Annotated in this window: 17 protein-coding genes; 4 read left to right on the top strand and 13 right to left on the bottom strand. The window is 70.1% G+C overall.

All coding sequences use genetic code 11. The annotated features are described in order from the left end of the window. The first annotated feature begins 1,922 nt into the window (after positions 1–1,922). Entirely contained in the window at positions 1,923–2,177 is a 255-nt protein-coding gene (locus AB0H52_RS28770) for a hypothetical protein (RefSeq protein ID WP_151492264.1), read from the top strand. A gap of 60 nt (positions 2,178–2,237) precedes the next feature. On the opposite strand, the gene AB0H52_RS28765 is transcribed toward AB0H52_RS28770, so the two are convergent. From AB0H52_RS28765 to AB0H52_RS28710, 12 genes are all read right to left on the bottom strand, one after another. Beyond that, the gene (locus tag AB0H52_RS28765; RefSeq protein WP_357951348.1) at positions 2,238–2,651 is read right to left on the bottom strand and encodes a hypothetical protein; all 414 of its coding nucleotides are present in this window, start codon (positions 2,649–2,651) and stop codon (positions 2,238–2,240) included. A gap of 715 nt (positions 2,652–3,366) precedes the next feature. After that, on the bottom strand, positions 3,367–3,744 hold the full coding sequence (locus tag AB0H52_RS28760) for a hypothetical protein (RefSeq protein WP_151492158.1): 378 nt from the start codon (positions 3,742–3,744) through the stop codon (positions 3,367–3,369). Beyond that, a complete protein-coding gene (locus AB0H52_RS28755) occupies positions 3,710–4,129 on the bottom strand; it encodes a helix-turn-helix domain-containing protein (protein WP_151492157.1) in 420 nt (139 codons plus the stop codon). The genes AB0H52_RS28760 and AB0H52_RS28755 overlap by 35 nt, the downstream gene beginning before the upstream one ends. Next, positions 4,126–4,380: a hypothetical protein gene (locus AB0H52_RS28750; protein WP_151492156.1), complete on the bottom strand. Its 255-nt coding sequence runs from the start codon at positions 4,378–4,380 to the stop codon at positions 4,126–4,128. Before AB0H52_RS28750 ends, AB0H52_RS28755 begins: the two co-directional genes overlap by 4 nt. Then, entirely contained in the window at positions 4,377–4,634 is a 258-nt protein-coding gene (locus tag AB0H52_RS28745; RefSeq protein ID WP_151492155.1) for a hypothetical protein, read from the bottom strand. Before AB0H52_RS28745 ends, AB0H52_RS28750 begins: the two co-directional genes overlap by 4 nt. Next, the gene (locus AB0H52_RS28740; RefSeq protein WP_357951345.1) at positions 4,631–5,248 is read right to left on the bottom strand and encodes a hypothetical protein; all 618 of its coding nucleotides are present in this window, start codon (positions 5,246–5,248) and stop codon (positions 4,631–4,633) included. The genes AB0H52_RS28745 and AB0H52_RS28740 overlap by 4 nt, the downstream gene beginning before the upstream one ends. Then, positions 5,245–5,493, bottom strand: coding sequence for a hypothetical protein (locus AB0H52_RS28735; protein ID WP_357951343.1), 249 nt, complete (start codon positions 5,491–5,493; stop codon positions 5,245–5,247). Before AB0H52_RS28735 ends, AB0H52_RS28740 begins: the two co-directional genes overlap by 4 nt. Next, entirely contained in the window at positions 5,490–5,960 is a 471-nt protein-coding gene (locus tag AB0H52_RS28730; RefSeq protein WP_357951341.1) for a hypothetical protein, read from the bottom strand. Before AB0H52_RS28730 ends, AB0H52_RS28735 begins: the two co-directional genes overlap by 4 nt. Further along, positions 5,957–6,241: a hypothetical protein gene (locus tag AB0H52_RS28725; RefSeq protein WP_357951339.1), complete on the bottom strand. Its 285-nt coding sequence runs from the start codon at positions 6,239–6,241 to the stop codon at positions 5,957–5,959. Before AB0H52_RS28725 ends, AB0H52_RS28730 begins: the two co-directional genes overlap by 4 nt. A 190-nt stretch (positions 6,242–6,431) precedes the next feature. After that, entirely contained in the window at positions 6,432–7,508 is a 1,077-nt protein-coding gene (locus AB0H52_RS28720; RefSeq protein WP_151492150.1) for an AAA family ATPase, read from the bottom strand. Beyond that, on the bottom strand, positions 7,505–8,401 hold the full coding sequence (locus tag AB0H52_RS28715; RefSeq protein WP_357951337.1) for a bifunctional DNA primase/polymerase: 897 nt from the start codon (positions 8,399–8,401) through the stop codon (positions 7,505–7,507). The genes AB0H52_RS28720 and AB0H52_RS28715 overlap by 4 nt, the downstream gene beginning before the upstream one ends. After that, positions 8,398–8,553 carry a helix-turn-helix domain-containing protein gene (locus AB0H52_RS28710; protein WP_357951350.1) on the bottom strand — a complete coding sequence of 52 codons (156 nt, stop codon included), beginning with the start codon at positions 8,551–8,553 and terminating at the stop codon, positions 8,398–8,400. Before AB0H52_RS28710 ends, AB0H52_RS28715 begins: the two co-directional genes overlap by 4 nt. A gap of 180 nt (positions 8,554–8,733) precedes the next feature. Between AB0H52_RS28710 and AB0H52_RS28705 the strand changes: the two genes are divergently transcribed. Next, positions 8,734–9,408: a helix-turn-helix transcriptional regulator gene (locus tag AB0H52_RS28705; protein ID WP_357951335.1), complete on the top strand. Its 675-nt coding sequence runs from the start codon at positions 8,734–8,736 to the stop codon at positions 9,406–9,408. After that, a complete protein-coding gene (locus AB0H52_RS28700) occupies positions 9,395–10,564 on the top strand; it encodes a tyrosine-type recombinase/integrase (RefSeq protein WP_357951333.1) in 1,170 nt (389 codons plus the stop codon). The genes AB0H52_RS28705 and AB0H52_RS28700 overlap by 14 nt, the downstream gene beginning before the upstream one ends. 23 nt (positions 10,565–10,587) lie before the next feature. On the opposite strand, the gene metH is transcribed toward AB0H52_RS28700, so the two are convergent. Further along, positions 10,588–14,103 (bottom strand): methionine synthase, encoded by a 3,516-nt coding sequence (gene metH / locus AB0H52_RS28695; protein ID WP_192580435.1) that lies wholly within the window; start codon positions 14,101–14,103, stop codon positions 10,588–10,590. A gap of 262 nt (positions 14,104–14,365) precedes the next feature. Between metH and AB0H52_RS28690 the strand changes: the two genes are divergently transcribed. After that, positions 14,366–15,235 (top strand): PAC2 family protein, encoded by an 870-nt coding sequence (locus AB0H52_RS28690; RefSeq protein WP_151492145.1) that lies wholly within the window; start codon positions 14,366–14,368, stop codon positions 15,233–15,235. Positions 15,236–15,308 lie beyond the last annotated feature (73 nt).

The following is a 15,308-nucleotide window of genomic DNA, read 5'->3' as shown; positions in this document are numbered from 1 at the left end:
ACCACCGCACGCCCCACGAAACGCGTGCCTGCTACCGTCAAGCCCACGCCCTCGCGGCATGAAACCCCGGTGACCGGTCCCAGGGTGGAACTTCAATCATCCGGCCGTTCCGCGACTGCTGGGTGTGCGACGGGAAGGCCCACCACCGCTCCAAGCGCAACCCGAAGTTGTCCCGCCCGTGCCGGTGGTGCCGGTCGACGGGTAAGCGGCTACGGATCGGCCGGCGCGCGTGGAACCGAGTCCGGAGAGTGCAACGGGACGCCTGACCCAGCACACCGAACGGCCCGCCAGGATCGCGACTGGCGGGCCGTCGTGCGTCCGGGTGTCAGCGCAGTGCAGGCACCGTCGTTACGACGGGACCTGCAATGCCGTTACGACGGTCCAGGCACTGCCGTAACGGCAGTGACTGCCGCCGCCACTGACGAGGGCAGGGGTACCCACAGTGTGGGGGACCTTTTTCCCGGCGCCGGGAAGAAGGGTCTCAGCGGCAGGTTTTCGTCGCCGCCACCGGAAACCCTCCACCGACGACCGGGGCACTGTCCCGCCCACCCCCGCGACCACTTCCCGGCACCGGGAAATCGGACACCCCCCTTCTTCGGGGAGCCCCGAAGAAGGGGGGTGTCCTTGGATGTACCGCCACGATGGCTCGACTGAATGACTCGGATATTATCCGACTCAAGATGCGTACCCCTACGGCGAACTTTGCGGACGCCCGCAAAGTCGGCACCACTTCCCGGCTCCGGCAAGTGGCCGACGCTTCCCGGCGCCCCGCAGGGCAGGTGCGTCACCGGTGCGTCAGCCGCGACGCGAGGGTGCGTCAAGCCGCGTCACCGCGCACCCGTGACGCACTGCGCGACGCACCCTTGCGCGGCCCGTGAGCAGCCGTGACGCACCTGCGTCGCTCAGGTGACGCAGGTGCGTCGCGCTCCCTGACGCGCAGCCGCGCGGCTCAGGGCCTCGTCATCTTCGGTCCGCTCTACCCTCTCCGTGCTGCGCGGGTTGTGTCCTGCGCGTCGCTGCTGTAAGTCTTCCGGCCAAGGAGAGTCCCGCCGCCGACTGACCGCCACTGACCGTCCTCATCGTTGCCAATCTCTACCGGTGTGCTCCTGGTGGATATCCGGATTCCACTTTCTTGCCATTCCTTATGGCTTTCTTTCCACTTCTCGTAGCTTTCTTTCGATTTCTCGTCATGTTTCCTTTGCGCTGCCCCGCCTCGGGACCTTCTTTCTCGTCGGCTTGGGTCTTGTGCGTCACCCGGTCCGGGCGCGCTACTGGTCAACAGGGCTGCTGACCGAACCTGCGAGGCAGGTGCATGTCCTGGTGTTGGGGTCGCCGCGGGCGGCATCGGGCCGAAACGCACGCTAGGTGCCGACGGAACCGCGACCGGCGCGGGGGCGGTGGCTGCCGGCCTCAAGCCAAAATGCGGGGCACGTGCACGACCTGGGGTCGGCCGCGGTTCCGTCGGCACCGGCATGGACGGCGCGGCAGAAGACGGGACTGGCGGTTCCGCTACTGAGGTAGTCCCGCCCGCCGCGCCCGCTTGCGGCGGAGTAGCCGTGGGCACGGCGGGCGGCGACCTGAACCAACTGTCAACCTCTGATCGGCGAATATTTCGCTCTGCTGCCACTGGAACCCTTCTTTCGAAGCTGTGAAGACGTGTGTGCTGGCACAGCAGGAAACGGCCGCTGCCAGCCCCTGGGTTCACTAGCTACCCGGGATTTGGAAGTTTCCAGAACCGCGGCAGCGGGGCGCGCGCACCACCTCGGGATTGTTGACGAAACGTGGTGCCAGGCACCACGGTTGCGACGAAACCGGCGCGGATCTTGCGTGGGCCCGATGCCCGCAGGGGGTACGCACTGAACGCGCACCTTCGAAGATTCCCGGCCGCGGGAAGCTTCGATGTCTGCCCTACCGTGTTGGCCATGGGTGATCTTCCGCAGCTCCGCGAGGTGGGCTGGCTGTACGACGTCGACGATCCGCACCTGGTGCTCACGCTGGTGCGCCTGTTCGAGCGTGCGGACGCGGGCTGGGAGGTGCACCTGAACTCGCCGGTCGAGGCGGAGACGCAGGTGGTGGTGTGGCCCGACGAGGCCAGTGCCCGCGACGTGCTGGCGGCCATCTACGCCGATGGGGGGCTGCGCGGCCGGTGGCGGATACGCCAGCCGGCCGCGCTGTAGCAGGGTTCTACCGTCGACCGCGCAGCAGCCGGGCGACGGTCGCCGGGGCATACACCGCGGTCACACCTTGCCGACTGCACGGACGCGACCCCGCGCGCCCGCGGACTTAGCTCGCTGCTCGCTCACCTCGTCAGCGGCGACGTGCCACAGCAGCAGCCGCATCGACTTCGGGGTCAGTCCGAGGCGGTCTTCCAGAACCGTGGCCTGCGCGAGCAGGGCCGCCGTAGCGTCCGGCTGCTCAGCGGCGATCATCACCCGGCAGTATCGGGCGACCGTGCGAGTCCAGCGCAGCTGCTCCCACGCCACCGCCTGCGGGGTCGCCCACAACTGCTCCCAGGCCCGGCGCTCGTCGAGCGAATGACGGCCAGGCAGCGGCCACGGCGGCGGGTCGCCTTGCCGGCCGCTGGCGGGGAGCGCCACACCGCCCCGGCCGCGCGTGCCTCGCTGCGGGTCGAACTTCGGCGGGTTCGGCATGGCACCTCCTGTGACGATGACCGGCGGTTACCGGCAGCAATGGGTGTAACAGTCTGTGACGATCTTGGAATGTAGGAACTGCCCGGACAGCTAGCGACCTGGCTCCGGTGGTTCGGAAACCTGCGGCGGAGATTTTTTGAGGCCCACTCTGTCACCCTGGGTGACCTACCGTCGATTACTCTCAGTGATGGCGATTGGCCGCGAGCCTCGCGACTGGTTGCACCTGCGCCCACACGTCGGGCACGGGCGTGTGCCATGCGCCGGCCTGAGGTTGAGCATCGAGCTGTCGCCACCTTGCGAGGTGGGCGTGACGTGGTCGGCTTGGTCGGCACCCTCGTGCCCGCACAGCCAGCACACACCGCCGCCAGGTTGGGCAAGGACCTTTGCGCGGTTGCGCTCGTACACGGTGTCGTAGCCGCGCTGCCGTGAGCTGGCGCGGCCTCGGGTGCGCTCGCGGTGTCGCCCTCGCGCACGTGAGCAGGCTCCGCACCGGGACGCGCTGGTGAGATTGCCGCAGTCAAGACAGGGTCGAGGGGCCATGCCTGCTCTCCCGTTCGCTGGTGGTGTCGTCGCTGGCCGTTGGGGTGGCGCGCAGGGGCGGTCGTTGCGCGGAAAGGAGGCGCGCTCTCGCCCCTTCGGCCCCGGCTCGCTGTCGTCGGGAGATCCAGACCGACGACCCCGGGTGACGTTGACGCTGCTGCACCCCGGCCTGCCTCTATCGACGCCGCGGCGGGAACAGGCCGGCGAACTCGTCCAGGCCGTCCGTGCCGGCGTCGACCGGCGGGAACAGGTGGGCGTACGGGGTCAGGTCGGCCGGGCCTGCTTGCGCGGTGGGCGAGAACAGGCCGGCGAACTCGGCATCGGCGATGTCCTGCTCGCGCTGCTCCATCTCCTGCGACGCCTTGACCAACCTGGTCAGGGCCGGGTCGGCGAGCACGGGGAACAGGTGGGCGATGGTCCGGCCGCCCTCGTCGGGGTCGTTGTCGTACACCGCGCGCCACGTCTCGCGCGACTCAGCGGTCACCCGTCCGGTGCGGTACGCCCAGTCGGCGGGGTGCTCACCGGGGTTCCACGGTCCCTGGTAGGTGCTCATGCTGTCTCTCGCCTCTCGTGAGTGCGTACGCGGCCAAGCTGTCCGCGTCGATGTGCCATTCGGTCCCGCTGCGCTGGGCTTCCAGTGCCCCGGTGCGGCAGAGCCGGCGGATGTAACTGTCACTGACCCGCAGCGCCCGAGCTGCGGCACTGGCTGTCACCGTCGACGGTGACCGGCCGGGCTCGGGTAGGACAGCTACGGTTCCGGCGGCGGAACTGCGGGCGGCGTAGGCGGCCTGCTCAACGACCATGAGTAGGGCACCCTCGCCGGTGGTGAGGTTCCGGCGGTGGCGGAACGTCAGCGCGCCGGCCCGGACGAGCTGCGCGAGGCGGCAGGCGTCATCGGGGGCGACGAGCAGCCACCCACCGGCGAGGGGCCGGGTCATGGTTCGACCGCCATCGACAGCCACTCGTCGTCCGTGATCAGGGTGTCTTGGGGTCGCCCGACCATGCTGGCGAGGACGGCGGCCACGTCGAGCAGCTGGTCGACGGGGAGATCCGCAAGCTCAGTCACGGCTGCCTGATGTCCCAAGGCGCTGTTGCGGGCGGCGAGGGTCGCAAGGACGGCAGCGCGGGCGGCGTGCAGGGCCTCTGCGCTGACCGGGCCGGGGGTGGCCAACGGGCGCCAGGCGCTCATCCGGTCACCTGCCTGCCGATGTCGTCGAGGTCGGCGGCGGTAGCGACGGAGTTCAGCGCCTGTCGCAGATCGAGGCCGTAGACCTTCAACGCGAGCGCGGCGGCGAACGCCGTGATGGCGTTCAGCGCAGCGTCGGGGTCGGTGTTGACGAGCCGCACCATCTGGTCGGCGTCCGCGTCGTCGTAGGCGAGCAGGATCCGCGCGGCGAGGCCGAGTGCGGCCAGCTCGGCAGCCTCGCCGGACTGGCCGCTCATCGGCGACCACCCTTGCCCCGGCTGCAGCCTCGCCCACCTCGCGGGCTGGCCCTGCCCGTACCCCTCGCGGCGTCCTGTTCGGCCGGCAGCGTGGCGCTGAGCGGGTTGTTGCTGGCCACGGACGGGCGGCAGTCGTCGCACGTGCCGTATTGAAAGATCAGCGCACCGAACTGCGTCATGCCCGGGTTCATCCGGTCCGGCGGGCAGATGGCGCCGCAGCAGTCACAGGTGAGGTTGGCTCTGCGGCCGAGTGACCACAGGTGCGCACACCGGATGCAGGTCACCAGGCCGGGTTTCCATGCTGCGGTGAGCACCGGCTCGGGCCGGTCGGGGTCGGGGCTGTGCCGGCAGGTGGTGGCTTTCCCGTCGGCCCAGCGGGTGAGGGCGTCGAGCAGACCGAGCCGCAGCCAGCCCGGCAGGTCGGCCGCAGTGGCAACGCCGGCGTCACAGCCACCGGTGAACCTCGCCGCCGTGGTGGCCACGCGGGTTGCCTGGGTTGCCGCCGCGTCGAGCTGGTCGACGAGCGCCACGGGCGTGGCCTGGCGGACCCGTGCAATGAACCGGTCGTAGTCGGGGTGCAGCATCGCCTGCTCCAGGGCGAGGGTGGGGGTCACGACGGGCTCCCCTCAGCACTGGTGAGGGCAGCGTCCACGTCGGCAGCGAGCGCCATCGCGGCGAACACCTCGCGGGCACGCTCGGGGGTGCCGTACAGCTCGACGGCCAGGGAGTACGCGGTGGTAGCAAGTGCGCCCACCAGCTCGATCGGCGTGTACTCGGCGAGCAGCGCGAAGAACTGGTCGAAGTCCTGATCGGCGGCGGCAAGCAGCACCTTCGGCGACAGGCCGGGAATGTGGCTCATCGGTTGTCCTCCGGGGTGATCGAGACGGCCAGCGTGCGGCCGGGGTTATGGCGGGCTTGCCAGGCGGTGACGTCCACGGTGTAGCCGTGCTCGGCGAGGTGGCGCAGGTGGCCGTACGCCTCGGCGTCGAGCCCGTACGGTTCGGCGACGTACATCCACCGCCCGCCGGGCAACCGGAGCCGGTACGGGTGGTCCACCCATCCGGGGAGCAGCAGCTCCCGGCTTGCCCCGTGGTCGCCGTGCTCCAGGAACTGCCAGCGGCGGCCGTCGGCCCGTTCGAGAAGCGCGGCCCGCAGGTGCGCATCGAGCACCACGGCGGGACCCTTGCGCAGGTGCCAGCCGGGCATGGCACCGGTGACGCGACCGGGGCAGCCGTAGCAGGGACACCGCGGGGTCTGGCCGGCGTCGGGGTCGGTGAGCTTGGCGACGCCGGGGGTGTCGTCGGTGAGCAGGTCGTCGAGGATCATGCTGCGGCCTCCATCTGGGCGGGGTCGAGCAGTCGGATGAGTTCGTGGCCCTGGCCGGTGCATGGGCACTTGCCGCCGCAGCCGGAAGAGTCGATGACGCGCTTGGCGGCCTGTGCGGCTTCGAGGGTCGGGTGCAGCTCGACCGTCAGCACGCGGTGCCGTGCAGTCGTGGCGTACGGGCCGTTCCCGGTCACCCACACAGCTCTCGGCCACAAACACCGGGCGAGGGTGCGGAAGCTCCGATGCGTCCGGCCGCAGTAGTGCCGGCGGTAGGTCTTCATCGAGTCACCTCGGAAGTCAGCCCGTCCCGGGACGGGGTCGCCGACAGGCTGACCCCGTCCCTATATAGGGACGGGACGGGGTCACTGAACCCCGTCGGACGGGGTCGGGACGCCGTCGGACGGGGTGCTATGTCCCAGTTCATCCCCTCGCCCAAAGCGTCGGGACGGGGTCGGGACGGGGTCGGAGTGCTCATGGGGTGTCCCCGAACGGCTTGACGAGCCGGTGGAGCTTGGCCCCGCGGGGCCCCGTCTCCATCACGATGTGGCCCTCGTCGACCAGAGCGGCCACCGCTCCCCGGACGGTCTGGGCTTGGCCCTTGACCCGGTCGGTGATGTCGGTCATGGTCAGCGGCCCCGGCGCACCCTGGAGCGCGGCGCTGACCCTCGCCATGAGCGTCGTGGGTCGGAACTTGCCGTCGCCCTGAGCCGGCGGGCTGACCATGCCCTCGGCGAACCCCATGTCGTGAGACTCGACGACCAGGTCCCCGAACCAGAACAGTCCCTCCTGCCCGGGTAGTGCGTGCCGCCGCAGCTGTGCCGGCCGGTCCTTGGCGATGTAGACGCTCGTGCGCCCGGTCCGTCCGATGCCGAACGGCTGGCGGTTGTCGAGCACGTACGACGCGCCGTTGATGCCGTTGAGCTTGTGGACACCGCCGATGGCGTACCGGCCCCGCCCCTCGCGGTCCTTGACCACGTGGTCCAGGGCGACGGTCGCGGCACCCTTGTCGGCGATGTATCGGGGCAGCAACCGACCGAACCGGGCGATGTCGGTGTTGTCCTTGAGCTCCAACCCGTGCATGCTCATCGCCTCGGTGATGCCGTCGAGGATGGCCAGCGTGGGACGCAGGTCCCCGAGTAGTTCGCTGAGGTCTTCCCGGCCGAACAGGCTGTCGATCGCCTCTTCCGGCTTGACGTAGCCGAACCGGGCCGCGATGTCTTCGGACTTGGCACCCAGCGCCATGAGCCGCCCGACCGTGCCGCCCTCGTCGTCCTCGAAGTCGAGGTACAGCACGGCGTTCCCCGCGTCGAGTTCGCTCTGGGCAGCGAGCAGGGCAAGCCACGTCTTGCCGGCCTCGCTGTCGCTGGCGATGCTGTGTTGCCGGCCCGGGTAGAACATGCCGACGCCGTCCGTGCGCCGTCCGACGGTGGCCTGAGGCGGTGCATAGGTGCCGTCGAGCACCGGACCGAGGTCGACGCGCTGCCACGTGCGCCGGGGGCCTCGGTCGAGTTCGCCGAGGCTCAGCGGCCCGGCCGGCGTCGTCGTCACGCTGAGGCTCCGATCCGGCACCGCGCGGACGCGATGGTCGCGGCGGCTGCCCGGTCAGTGAGGCCCACGGACAGGGCAGCATCGAGCAGGTCGGTGAACACCTGCTCGTCGGCCCCGGTCTCGACTGCCCGGCAGGCGGCCCAGAACAGCGCGCCGTTGCGGTTGCCCTCGGCCTGCCCGGCGACGTGCCGGACCAGCGCCCCATGGTCGCTGCGCTCCCCGGGCCGTGCCCTGCTGGTGAACGTGCGCGGCGGGTCGAGCGCACGCCGGATGGTGGCGAAGTCGACCCCAGTCACGGCGGGGTCGAGGCGTGAGCGCCACTCGGTGAGTGCGTAGGGCTTGCCGTTGATGACGCTGGGCGGTGCGAGCACGTACCCCCCGCGTGAGCGGAAGTCGACGCCGTGGCCGCGGATGCTGCCGTTCCCCTGCTCGCTGCCCACGTAGTAGAGGTGCCACCCACCGGACCAGGTGGTGATGATGCTGTGGGCTCCGACGAGCAGCCCGGCGTCGCGCAGCCGGGCGAGGCTTGCCGCCCCAGGCGCGTCGTTCTTGACGTCGAAGTCGAGCACGTCTGGCCCGGGTGCCCCGGTGGCGATGGCGACGTTGGCTGCCGGGCAGCGTGTCCACCAGGCGGTGATGACGGCCGGATCGGTGCTGGCGTCGTGGAGGCCTCGCCGGGTGAGCGGGTGCTTCCCGGGGCTGTGGCACTCGGTGTCGCCGCAGGAGCAGCCTGCCCTGGTCGTCCAGTGGCACGGGAACACGGGCCACCCGGCGTCGGCGTAGCGGAGAGCTTTCCGCAGCGCACGGGTGCCGGTACCCTGCTCGTAGGTCTCGCCGACCGTGATTGCCGCCTCGGGCCCCGCCGGTCCGGGGCGGCTGTGCGTCTGGGTCATGCGACCTTCGCCCCAGCCTGAGCGTCGACCCACTTCTCGACGTCTTCCCAGCGGTATCGGACGTGCCGCCCGACCTTCGACCACCGCGGGCCGGTCTTGACGTATCGCCACTGCGTCAGGGTCTTCTCGGGGACACCAAGGAACGTGGCCACCTCGGGAGGGGTAGCGAGTGCCCGACGGACGTGTGCGGACGTTCCGCTCGTAGCCATGGTTGCTCCATATCCGAACGAGTGCAGCTCAAAGTCCTGCAACTGGTCGGCACGCTACCCCAGGTCCTATTGCGTCGCAAGCTAACGTGCTACGTTCGGCGTGTTTCCGAACAAGGGGAGAGCATGGGAGAGCAACCGTTGAGGCCGAGCGAGGTGCTTGGTCGACAGGTGAAGGTGTGGCGCGACCAGCGCAAACTCTCGGCGCAGGGCCTGGCGGATCGGATTCGCGACCTCGGCGGAACCCTCAGCCGCGTCGCCATCTCCAAGATTGAGAACGGGGATCGAGGCGTCGGTCTCGACGAGTGGTTGCAGCTGGCGCATGCTCTGGCCGTGCCGCCGCCACTACTGTTCGTGGACCTCCAGTCAGGCGCCGATGTGGCAGTCGCGCCCGGTGTCGTGCTGCATCCGTGGCTGCTCTGGGAATGGGCCACCGGCGAGCAACCTCCGCTCGTACGTGCACCTGAGGGCGGTGCGTACGCCAGCCGGGTGGAAGAGTTCGGGCGAGCCAAGACGGCGATCCACATCTACCGGCGCGAGGGCGCTGCTGGTCGAGCGATCAACCGGGCAGAGTCAGACCTGAGTGCTGCGGAGTACACCGGCGACGAGGGCCAGTTGCTGGCGGCTCGATCGGCTTACGTGGACGCCCTGAGGGAGATGGCCAAGGCGCTCGACGACATGATCGAGCACGACATGACGCCACCCGGAAAGCCGACGAAGTGGATCGACGCGATCCGCGAACTCAGGCTCTCCAGGTATCCCGACCGACTGATCGCGATGGACGCTGATGGCGAGCGTTAGGAAGCGCACCGACGGGCGGCCGAAGCCGTGGCTGGTCCGCTGGCGTGACGAGGCTGGCAATGAACGCAAGAAGTCGTTCGCCCGCAAGGTCGACGCGGACAAGTTCCGGGCCGACGTCGAGCACAAACTGAACACCGGCAACTACGTCGACCCGAAGGCCGGGAAGGTCACGTTTCAGGCGTACGCCGAGCGGTGGCGCACGATGCAGCCTCACCGGGAGAACACCGCGGCACGGGTCAAGTCGCAGCTGCACAGGCACGTCTACCCGGCGTTCGGTGCCCGGCCGATCGCCGGGGTCAACGCGTCTATGCTGCAAGCCTTCGTGACGGGCCTGCCGCTGGCGCCCAGCTCGGTCCGCCCGGTGTTCGGCACGGTGAAGACAATCTTTGCCGCAGCGGTACGCGACCGGGCAATCGGTCGCAACCCCACGCCCGGGATCAAGCTGCCTGAGCTGCCCCGTGACGAGATCGTGCCGCTGACCCTGTCCCAGGTGGACGACCTGATCGCCGTCATGCCGGCCCGGTACCGCGCGCTGGTCGACTTCGATGCCGGCACGGGCCTGCGGCAGGGTGAGCTGTTCGGTGTCGAGGTGGACGACCTGGACCTCGACGAGCGGATGCTGACCGTGGCCCGCCAGGTGCAGCCCACCGCCGGTGGTGGCGTGGTGGTGTGCGCGTTGAAGAACAAGCACAGCTATCGGAAGGTGCCGCTGGCGCAAGCCATGGTCGACGTCGCTCGCGCCCACCTGGTGGAGTACCCACCGCAGGAAGTCGAGGTGCTCGACACGACCGGCCGCAAGCCGGTCACGCGGATGGCGCGGTTCCTGTTCCTCGACGGCGCCGGCCGTCCGCTGAGCCGCACTAGATTCAACGCCGAGGTGTGGGCGCCGGCCCGGCTCGCCGCTGGGCTACCCGAGTCGACGCAGCATGACCTGCGGCACTTCTACGCCTCAGCGCTGATCCGAGCCGGGCTCAACCCGAAGGTGGTCGCCGCCCGGCTCGGCCACGCCGACGCGTCGATGACGCTGCGTGTCTACGCGCACCTGTGGCCGGACGATGAGGACCGATCGCGGCAGGCTGTCGACGATCTCTTTTCCACGCGATGTGCCCCACCTGTGCCCCAACCGAGGGAGGCGATCAGCGTTGCAGCAGCGTAACGGCCTGTTGACCTCACCTGACGCTATTTGGCGTTGAAGTAGCTGGCCTCCGGGTGGTGGACCACGATCGCGTCGGTGGCCTGCTCCGGCATCAGCTGGAACTCCTCGGACAACTCCACCCCGATCCGCTCCGACCCCAGCAGGTCCACGATCTTCGCCCGGTCCTCCAGGTCGGGGCAGGCCGGGTAGCCGAACGCGTACCGGCAGCCCCGGTAGTCGTTACGCAGGATCCCGGCCAGGTCCGTCGGGTCGTCGTGGCCCAGCGGACGTCCGTCGGGCAGGGTCAGTTCGGCGCGGATACGCCGGTGCCAGTACTCGGCGAGCGCCTCGGTGAGCTGCACCGACAGGCCGTGCACCTCCAGGTAGTCGCGGTACTCGTTGCGGGCGAACAGCTTCGCCGCGTACTCGCTGACCGGCTGACCGACGGTGACCAGCTGCAACGCGACCACGTCGAGCTGGTCGCCCTTGGGCCGGAAGAAGTCCGCGAGGCAGAGTCGACGCTCCTGCCGCTGCCGGGGGAACGAGAACCGGGCGCGCTCCGCGTGCCCGTTCTCGTCGAGCACCACCAGGTCGTTGCCTTCGGAGTACGCGGGGAAGTAGCCGTACACGACGGCTGCCTCGAGCACCTGGTCGGCGATCAGCCGGTCCAGCCAGTACCGCAGGCGCGGGCGACCTTCGGTCTCCACGAGTTCCTCGTAGGACGGTCCGTTGCCGCCGCGGGCGCCGTTGAGCCCCCACTGCCCGCGGAAGGTGGCCCGCTCGTCGAGCAGTGCCGCGTAGTCGGCCATCGGCACGCCCTTGACCACCCGGGTGCCGAAGAACGGCGGGGTGGGCACCGCCACGTCCGCGGCCACGTCGGAGCGGACCGAGGAGTCGTGCAGCTCCGGCAGCGACTCGGTGACCATCGACCGCTGCCGCTCCCGGCGGGCGCGACGGGCGGCGAGGGCCGCCTCCCGCTCCCGGTCGATCACCGGTGCGCCGCCGCGCTTGGCGGTCATCACCTTGTCCATCAGGGACAGCCCCTCGAACGCGTCCCGCGCGTAGTGCACCTGCCCGGGGAACATCGACCGCAGGTCGTCCTCGACGTACGCCCGGGTCAGCGCCGCCCCACCCAGCAGGACGGGCCAACGCTCCGCGACCCCGCGGGTGGCCATCTCGGCCAGGTTCTCCTTCATGATGACGGTGCTCTTGACCAACAGCCCGGACATGCCGATCGCGTCCGCGCGGTGCTGCTCGGCGGCGTCGAGGATGGCGCTGATCGGCTGCTTGATGCCGATGTTCACGACCTCGTAGCCGTTGTTGGACAGGATGATGTCGACCAGGTTCTTGCCGATGTCGTGCACGTCGCCGCGCACGGTGGCGAGCACGATGCGGCCCTTGCCGCCGTCCTCGCTGGTCTCCATGTGCGGCTCCAGGTACGCCACCGCGGTCTTCATCACCTCGGCGGACTGGAGCACGAACGGCAGCTGCATCTGGCCCGAGCCGAATAGCTCCCCGACGACCTTCATGCCGTCCAGCAGGATGTCGTTGATGATCGACAGTGGGGACCGGCCGCCGGCCATCGCCTCGTCCAGGTCGGCCTCCAGGCCGTTGCGCTCACCGTCGATGATCCGCCGCTTGAGCCGCTCGTCCAGGGGCAGCGCCGCCAACTCCTGCGCCCGGCTGGCCCGCGCGCTGGTCACGTCGACGCCCTCGAACAGCTCCAGGAAGCGCTGCACCGGGTCGTAGCCCTCGCGGCGACGGTCGTACACCAGGTCCAGTGCGACCTCGCGCTGCTCCTCGGGGATCTTCGACATCGGCAGGATCTTGCTGGCGTGCACGATCGCCGACGTCAGACCGGCCTGCACGCACTCGTGCAGGAACACCGAGTTGAGCACCTGCCGCGCCGCCGGGTTGAGTCCGAAGGAGATGTTCGAGATGCCCAGGGTGAAGTTGACCCCCGGGTACCGCTGGGAGATCTCCCGGATCGCCTCGATCGTCTCGATGCCGTCGCGGCGGGTCTCCTCCTGGCCGGTGGCGATCGGGAACGTCAACGCGTCGATCAGGATGTCGGAGCGGTCCATGCCCCACCGGCCGGTCAGGTCGTCGATCAGCCGCGCCGCGACCCGGACCTTCCACTCCTGGGTACGCGCCTGGCCCTCCTCGTCGATGAGCAGCGCCACCACCGCCGCGCCGTGCTCACGGACGATCGGCATCACCCGCGCGTACCGGGAGTCGGGGCCGTCGCCGTCCTCGAAGTTCACCGAGTTGACCACACAGCGGCCGCCGAGCATCTCCAGCCCCGCCTCGACGACGGCCGGCTCGGTGGAGTCCAGCATGATCGGCAGCGTCGACGCGGTGGCGAACCGGCCGGCCAGCTCCCGCATGTCCCGCGTGCCGTCGCGGCCGACGTAGTCCACGCACAGGTCCAGCAGGTGCGAACCGTCGCGCGCCTGACTGCGGGCGATCTCCACGCAGGCCCGGAAGTCACCGGCGAGCATCGCCTCCCGGAACGCCTTCGAGCCGTTGGCGTTGGTCCGCTCCCCCACCATCAGCACCGAGGCGTCCTGGGCGAACGGCACCGGGTGGTACACCGAGGAGACGCCCGCCTCGTGCCGCGGCTCGCGCGCCGGGGCGGTGACGCCGTGCAGCCGCTCCGCCAGCACCCGGATGTGCTCGGGGGTGGTGCCGCAGCAGCCGCCGACCAGCCCCACGCCGTACTCGGTGATGAACCGCTCCAGGGCCTCGGCCAGCTCCACGGGAGTCAGCGGGAAGTACGCCCCGTCGGCGGTCAGCACCGGCAGGCCGGCGTTCGGCATCACCGACAGCGGGATGCGGGAGTGCTGCGACAGGTACCGCAGGTGCTCGCTCATCTCGGCCGGGCCGGTGGAGCAGTTCAGCCCGATCAGGTCCACCCCGAGCGGCTCGATCGCCGCGAGGGCCGCACCGATCTCGCTGCCCACCAGCATGGTGCCGGTGGTCTCGACCGCCACGTGACAGATGATCGGCACGGACTGGCCCAGCTCGGCCATCGCCCGCTTCGACCCCACCACGGCCGCCTTGACCTGGAGCAGGTCCTGGCAGGTCTCGATGATCAGCGCGTCCGCCCCGCCGGCGATCAGGCCGGCGGCGTTCTCCTGGTACGCGTCGCGCAGGGTCGCGTAGCCGGCGTGCCCGAGGGTGGGCAGCTTCGTGCCCGGCCCGATCGAGCCCAGCACGAAGCGGGGCCGCTCCGGAGTGCTGGCCGCGTCGGCCGCCTCCCGGGCGATCCGGGCGCCCGCCTCGGACAGCTCCCGGATGCGCTGCGGGATGTCGTACTCGGCGAGATTGGCGAGGTTGGCGCCGAACGTGTTGGTCTCCACGCAGTCCGCGCCGGCGGCCAGGTAGGCGTCGTGCACGCCGCGCACGACGTCCGGCCGGGTGACGTTGAGGATCTCGTTGCACCCTTCGAGCCCGTCGAAGTCGTCGAGCGTGAGGTCCGCGGCTTGCAACATCGTGCCCATCGCCCCGTCGGCGATGAGAATCCGGTCGGCCAGCACATCCATCAACGAAGTCCGCACCCGTTCAGGTTAGTGCGGTACCGACCGAGCCCCGAGTCCCTCGGCACCCGATCCCATATTGTGTCAGCGGGATCACGCTGTCTGGTTCGCGAGCTTATGTCCGGTTGTCGGTGCGGCCGACCGGCGCGGCCGACGGGCCGCGCCCCCGCCCGGCACGTAGGCTGGCGGACGTGAAGGACAACAGGGACTCCGCCGTGCACCACGGCCCGACGACCGGGCGCGGTCCCGGCGCCGGCCGCGACGAGCAGGGTGAGGTAACGGCGTGACCGAGTTCGACGGACTGCCGGTGCTGCGGTCCCCGGTGGCCATCGCCGCGTTCGAGGGCTGGAACGACGCCGCCGACGCGTCCACCGCGGCCGTGGAGCACCTCGAGCAGGTCTGGAACGCCCGACAGATCGCCGAGCTGGATCCGGAGGAGTTCTACGACTTCCAGGTCAGCCGACCCACCATCACCATGGCCGACGGGGAGACCCGGCGGGTGGAGTGGCCGACGACCCGGTTCATGGTGGCCAGCCCGGAGGGCACCGAGCGTGACGTCGTGCTGATCCGGGGCATCGAGCCGAGCATGCGCTGGCGGACGTTCTGCGAGCAGGTACTGGAGATCTGCCACAGCCTCGAGGTGGAACGGGTGGTGCTGCTCGGCGCGTTGCTCGCCGACGTGCCGTACACCCGGCCGTTGCCGATCAGCGGCAGCGCCTCGGACGCGCAGGCCGCCGAGCGCTACCAGCTCACCCCCACCCGCTACGACGGGCCGACCGGCATCGTCGGCGTGCTGCACGACGCGTGCGCCCGCGCCGAGGTGGACGCCGTGTCGTTCTGGGTGCACGTGCCCCACTACGCCAACAACCCGCCCTGCCCGAAGGCCACCCTCGCCCTACTGCACCGGGTCGAGGAGGTCGTCGACCTGCCGGTGCCGATGGCCGATCTCGCCGAGGAATCCGCCGAGTGGGAGCAGCGGGTGCGCAGCACCGCCGAGCAGGATGCCGAACTCGGCGAGTACGTGCGCGAGCTGGAGGAACGGGTCGGCGACGAGGGGATCACCCCGCTGACCGGTGACGAGATCGCCCAGGAGTTCGAGAAGTATCTGCGCCGCCGGGGCGGTTCGGCCGGCCCCACCGCCGGCTCCTGGTAGCACCGTCTTCGCCGCGGGCCCTCGGACCTTCATGGTCCGAGGGCCCGTTTCTTGGCGTGTCCGGGCTGGCGCC

It is taken from the genome of Micromonospora sp. NPDC050695, from assembly GCF_040654415.1.
In the GTDB taxonomy this organism is placed as follows: Bacteria; Actinomycetota; Actinomycetes; order Mycobacteriales; family Micromonosporaceae; genus Micromonospora.
Note: the sequence above shows the minus strand (reverse complement) of the source record. Positions and strands in the feature narration are given on the sequence as shown.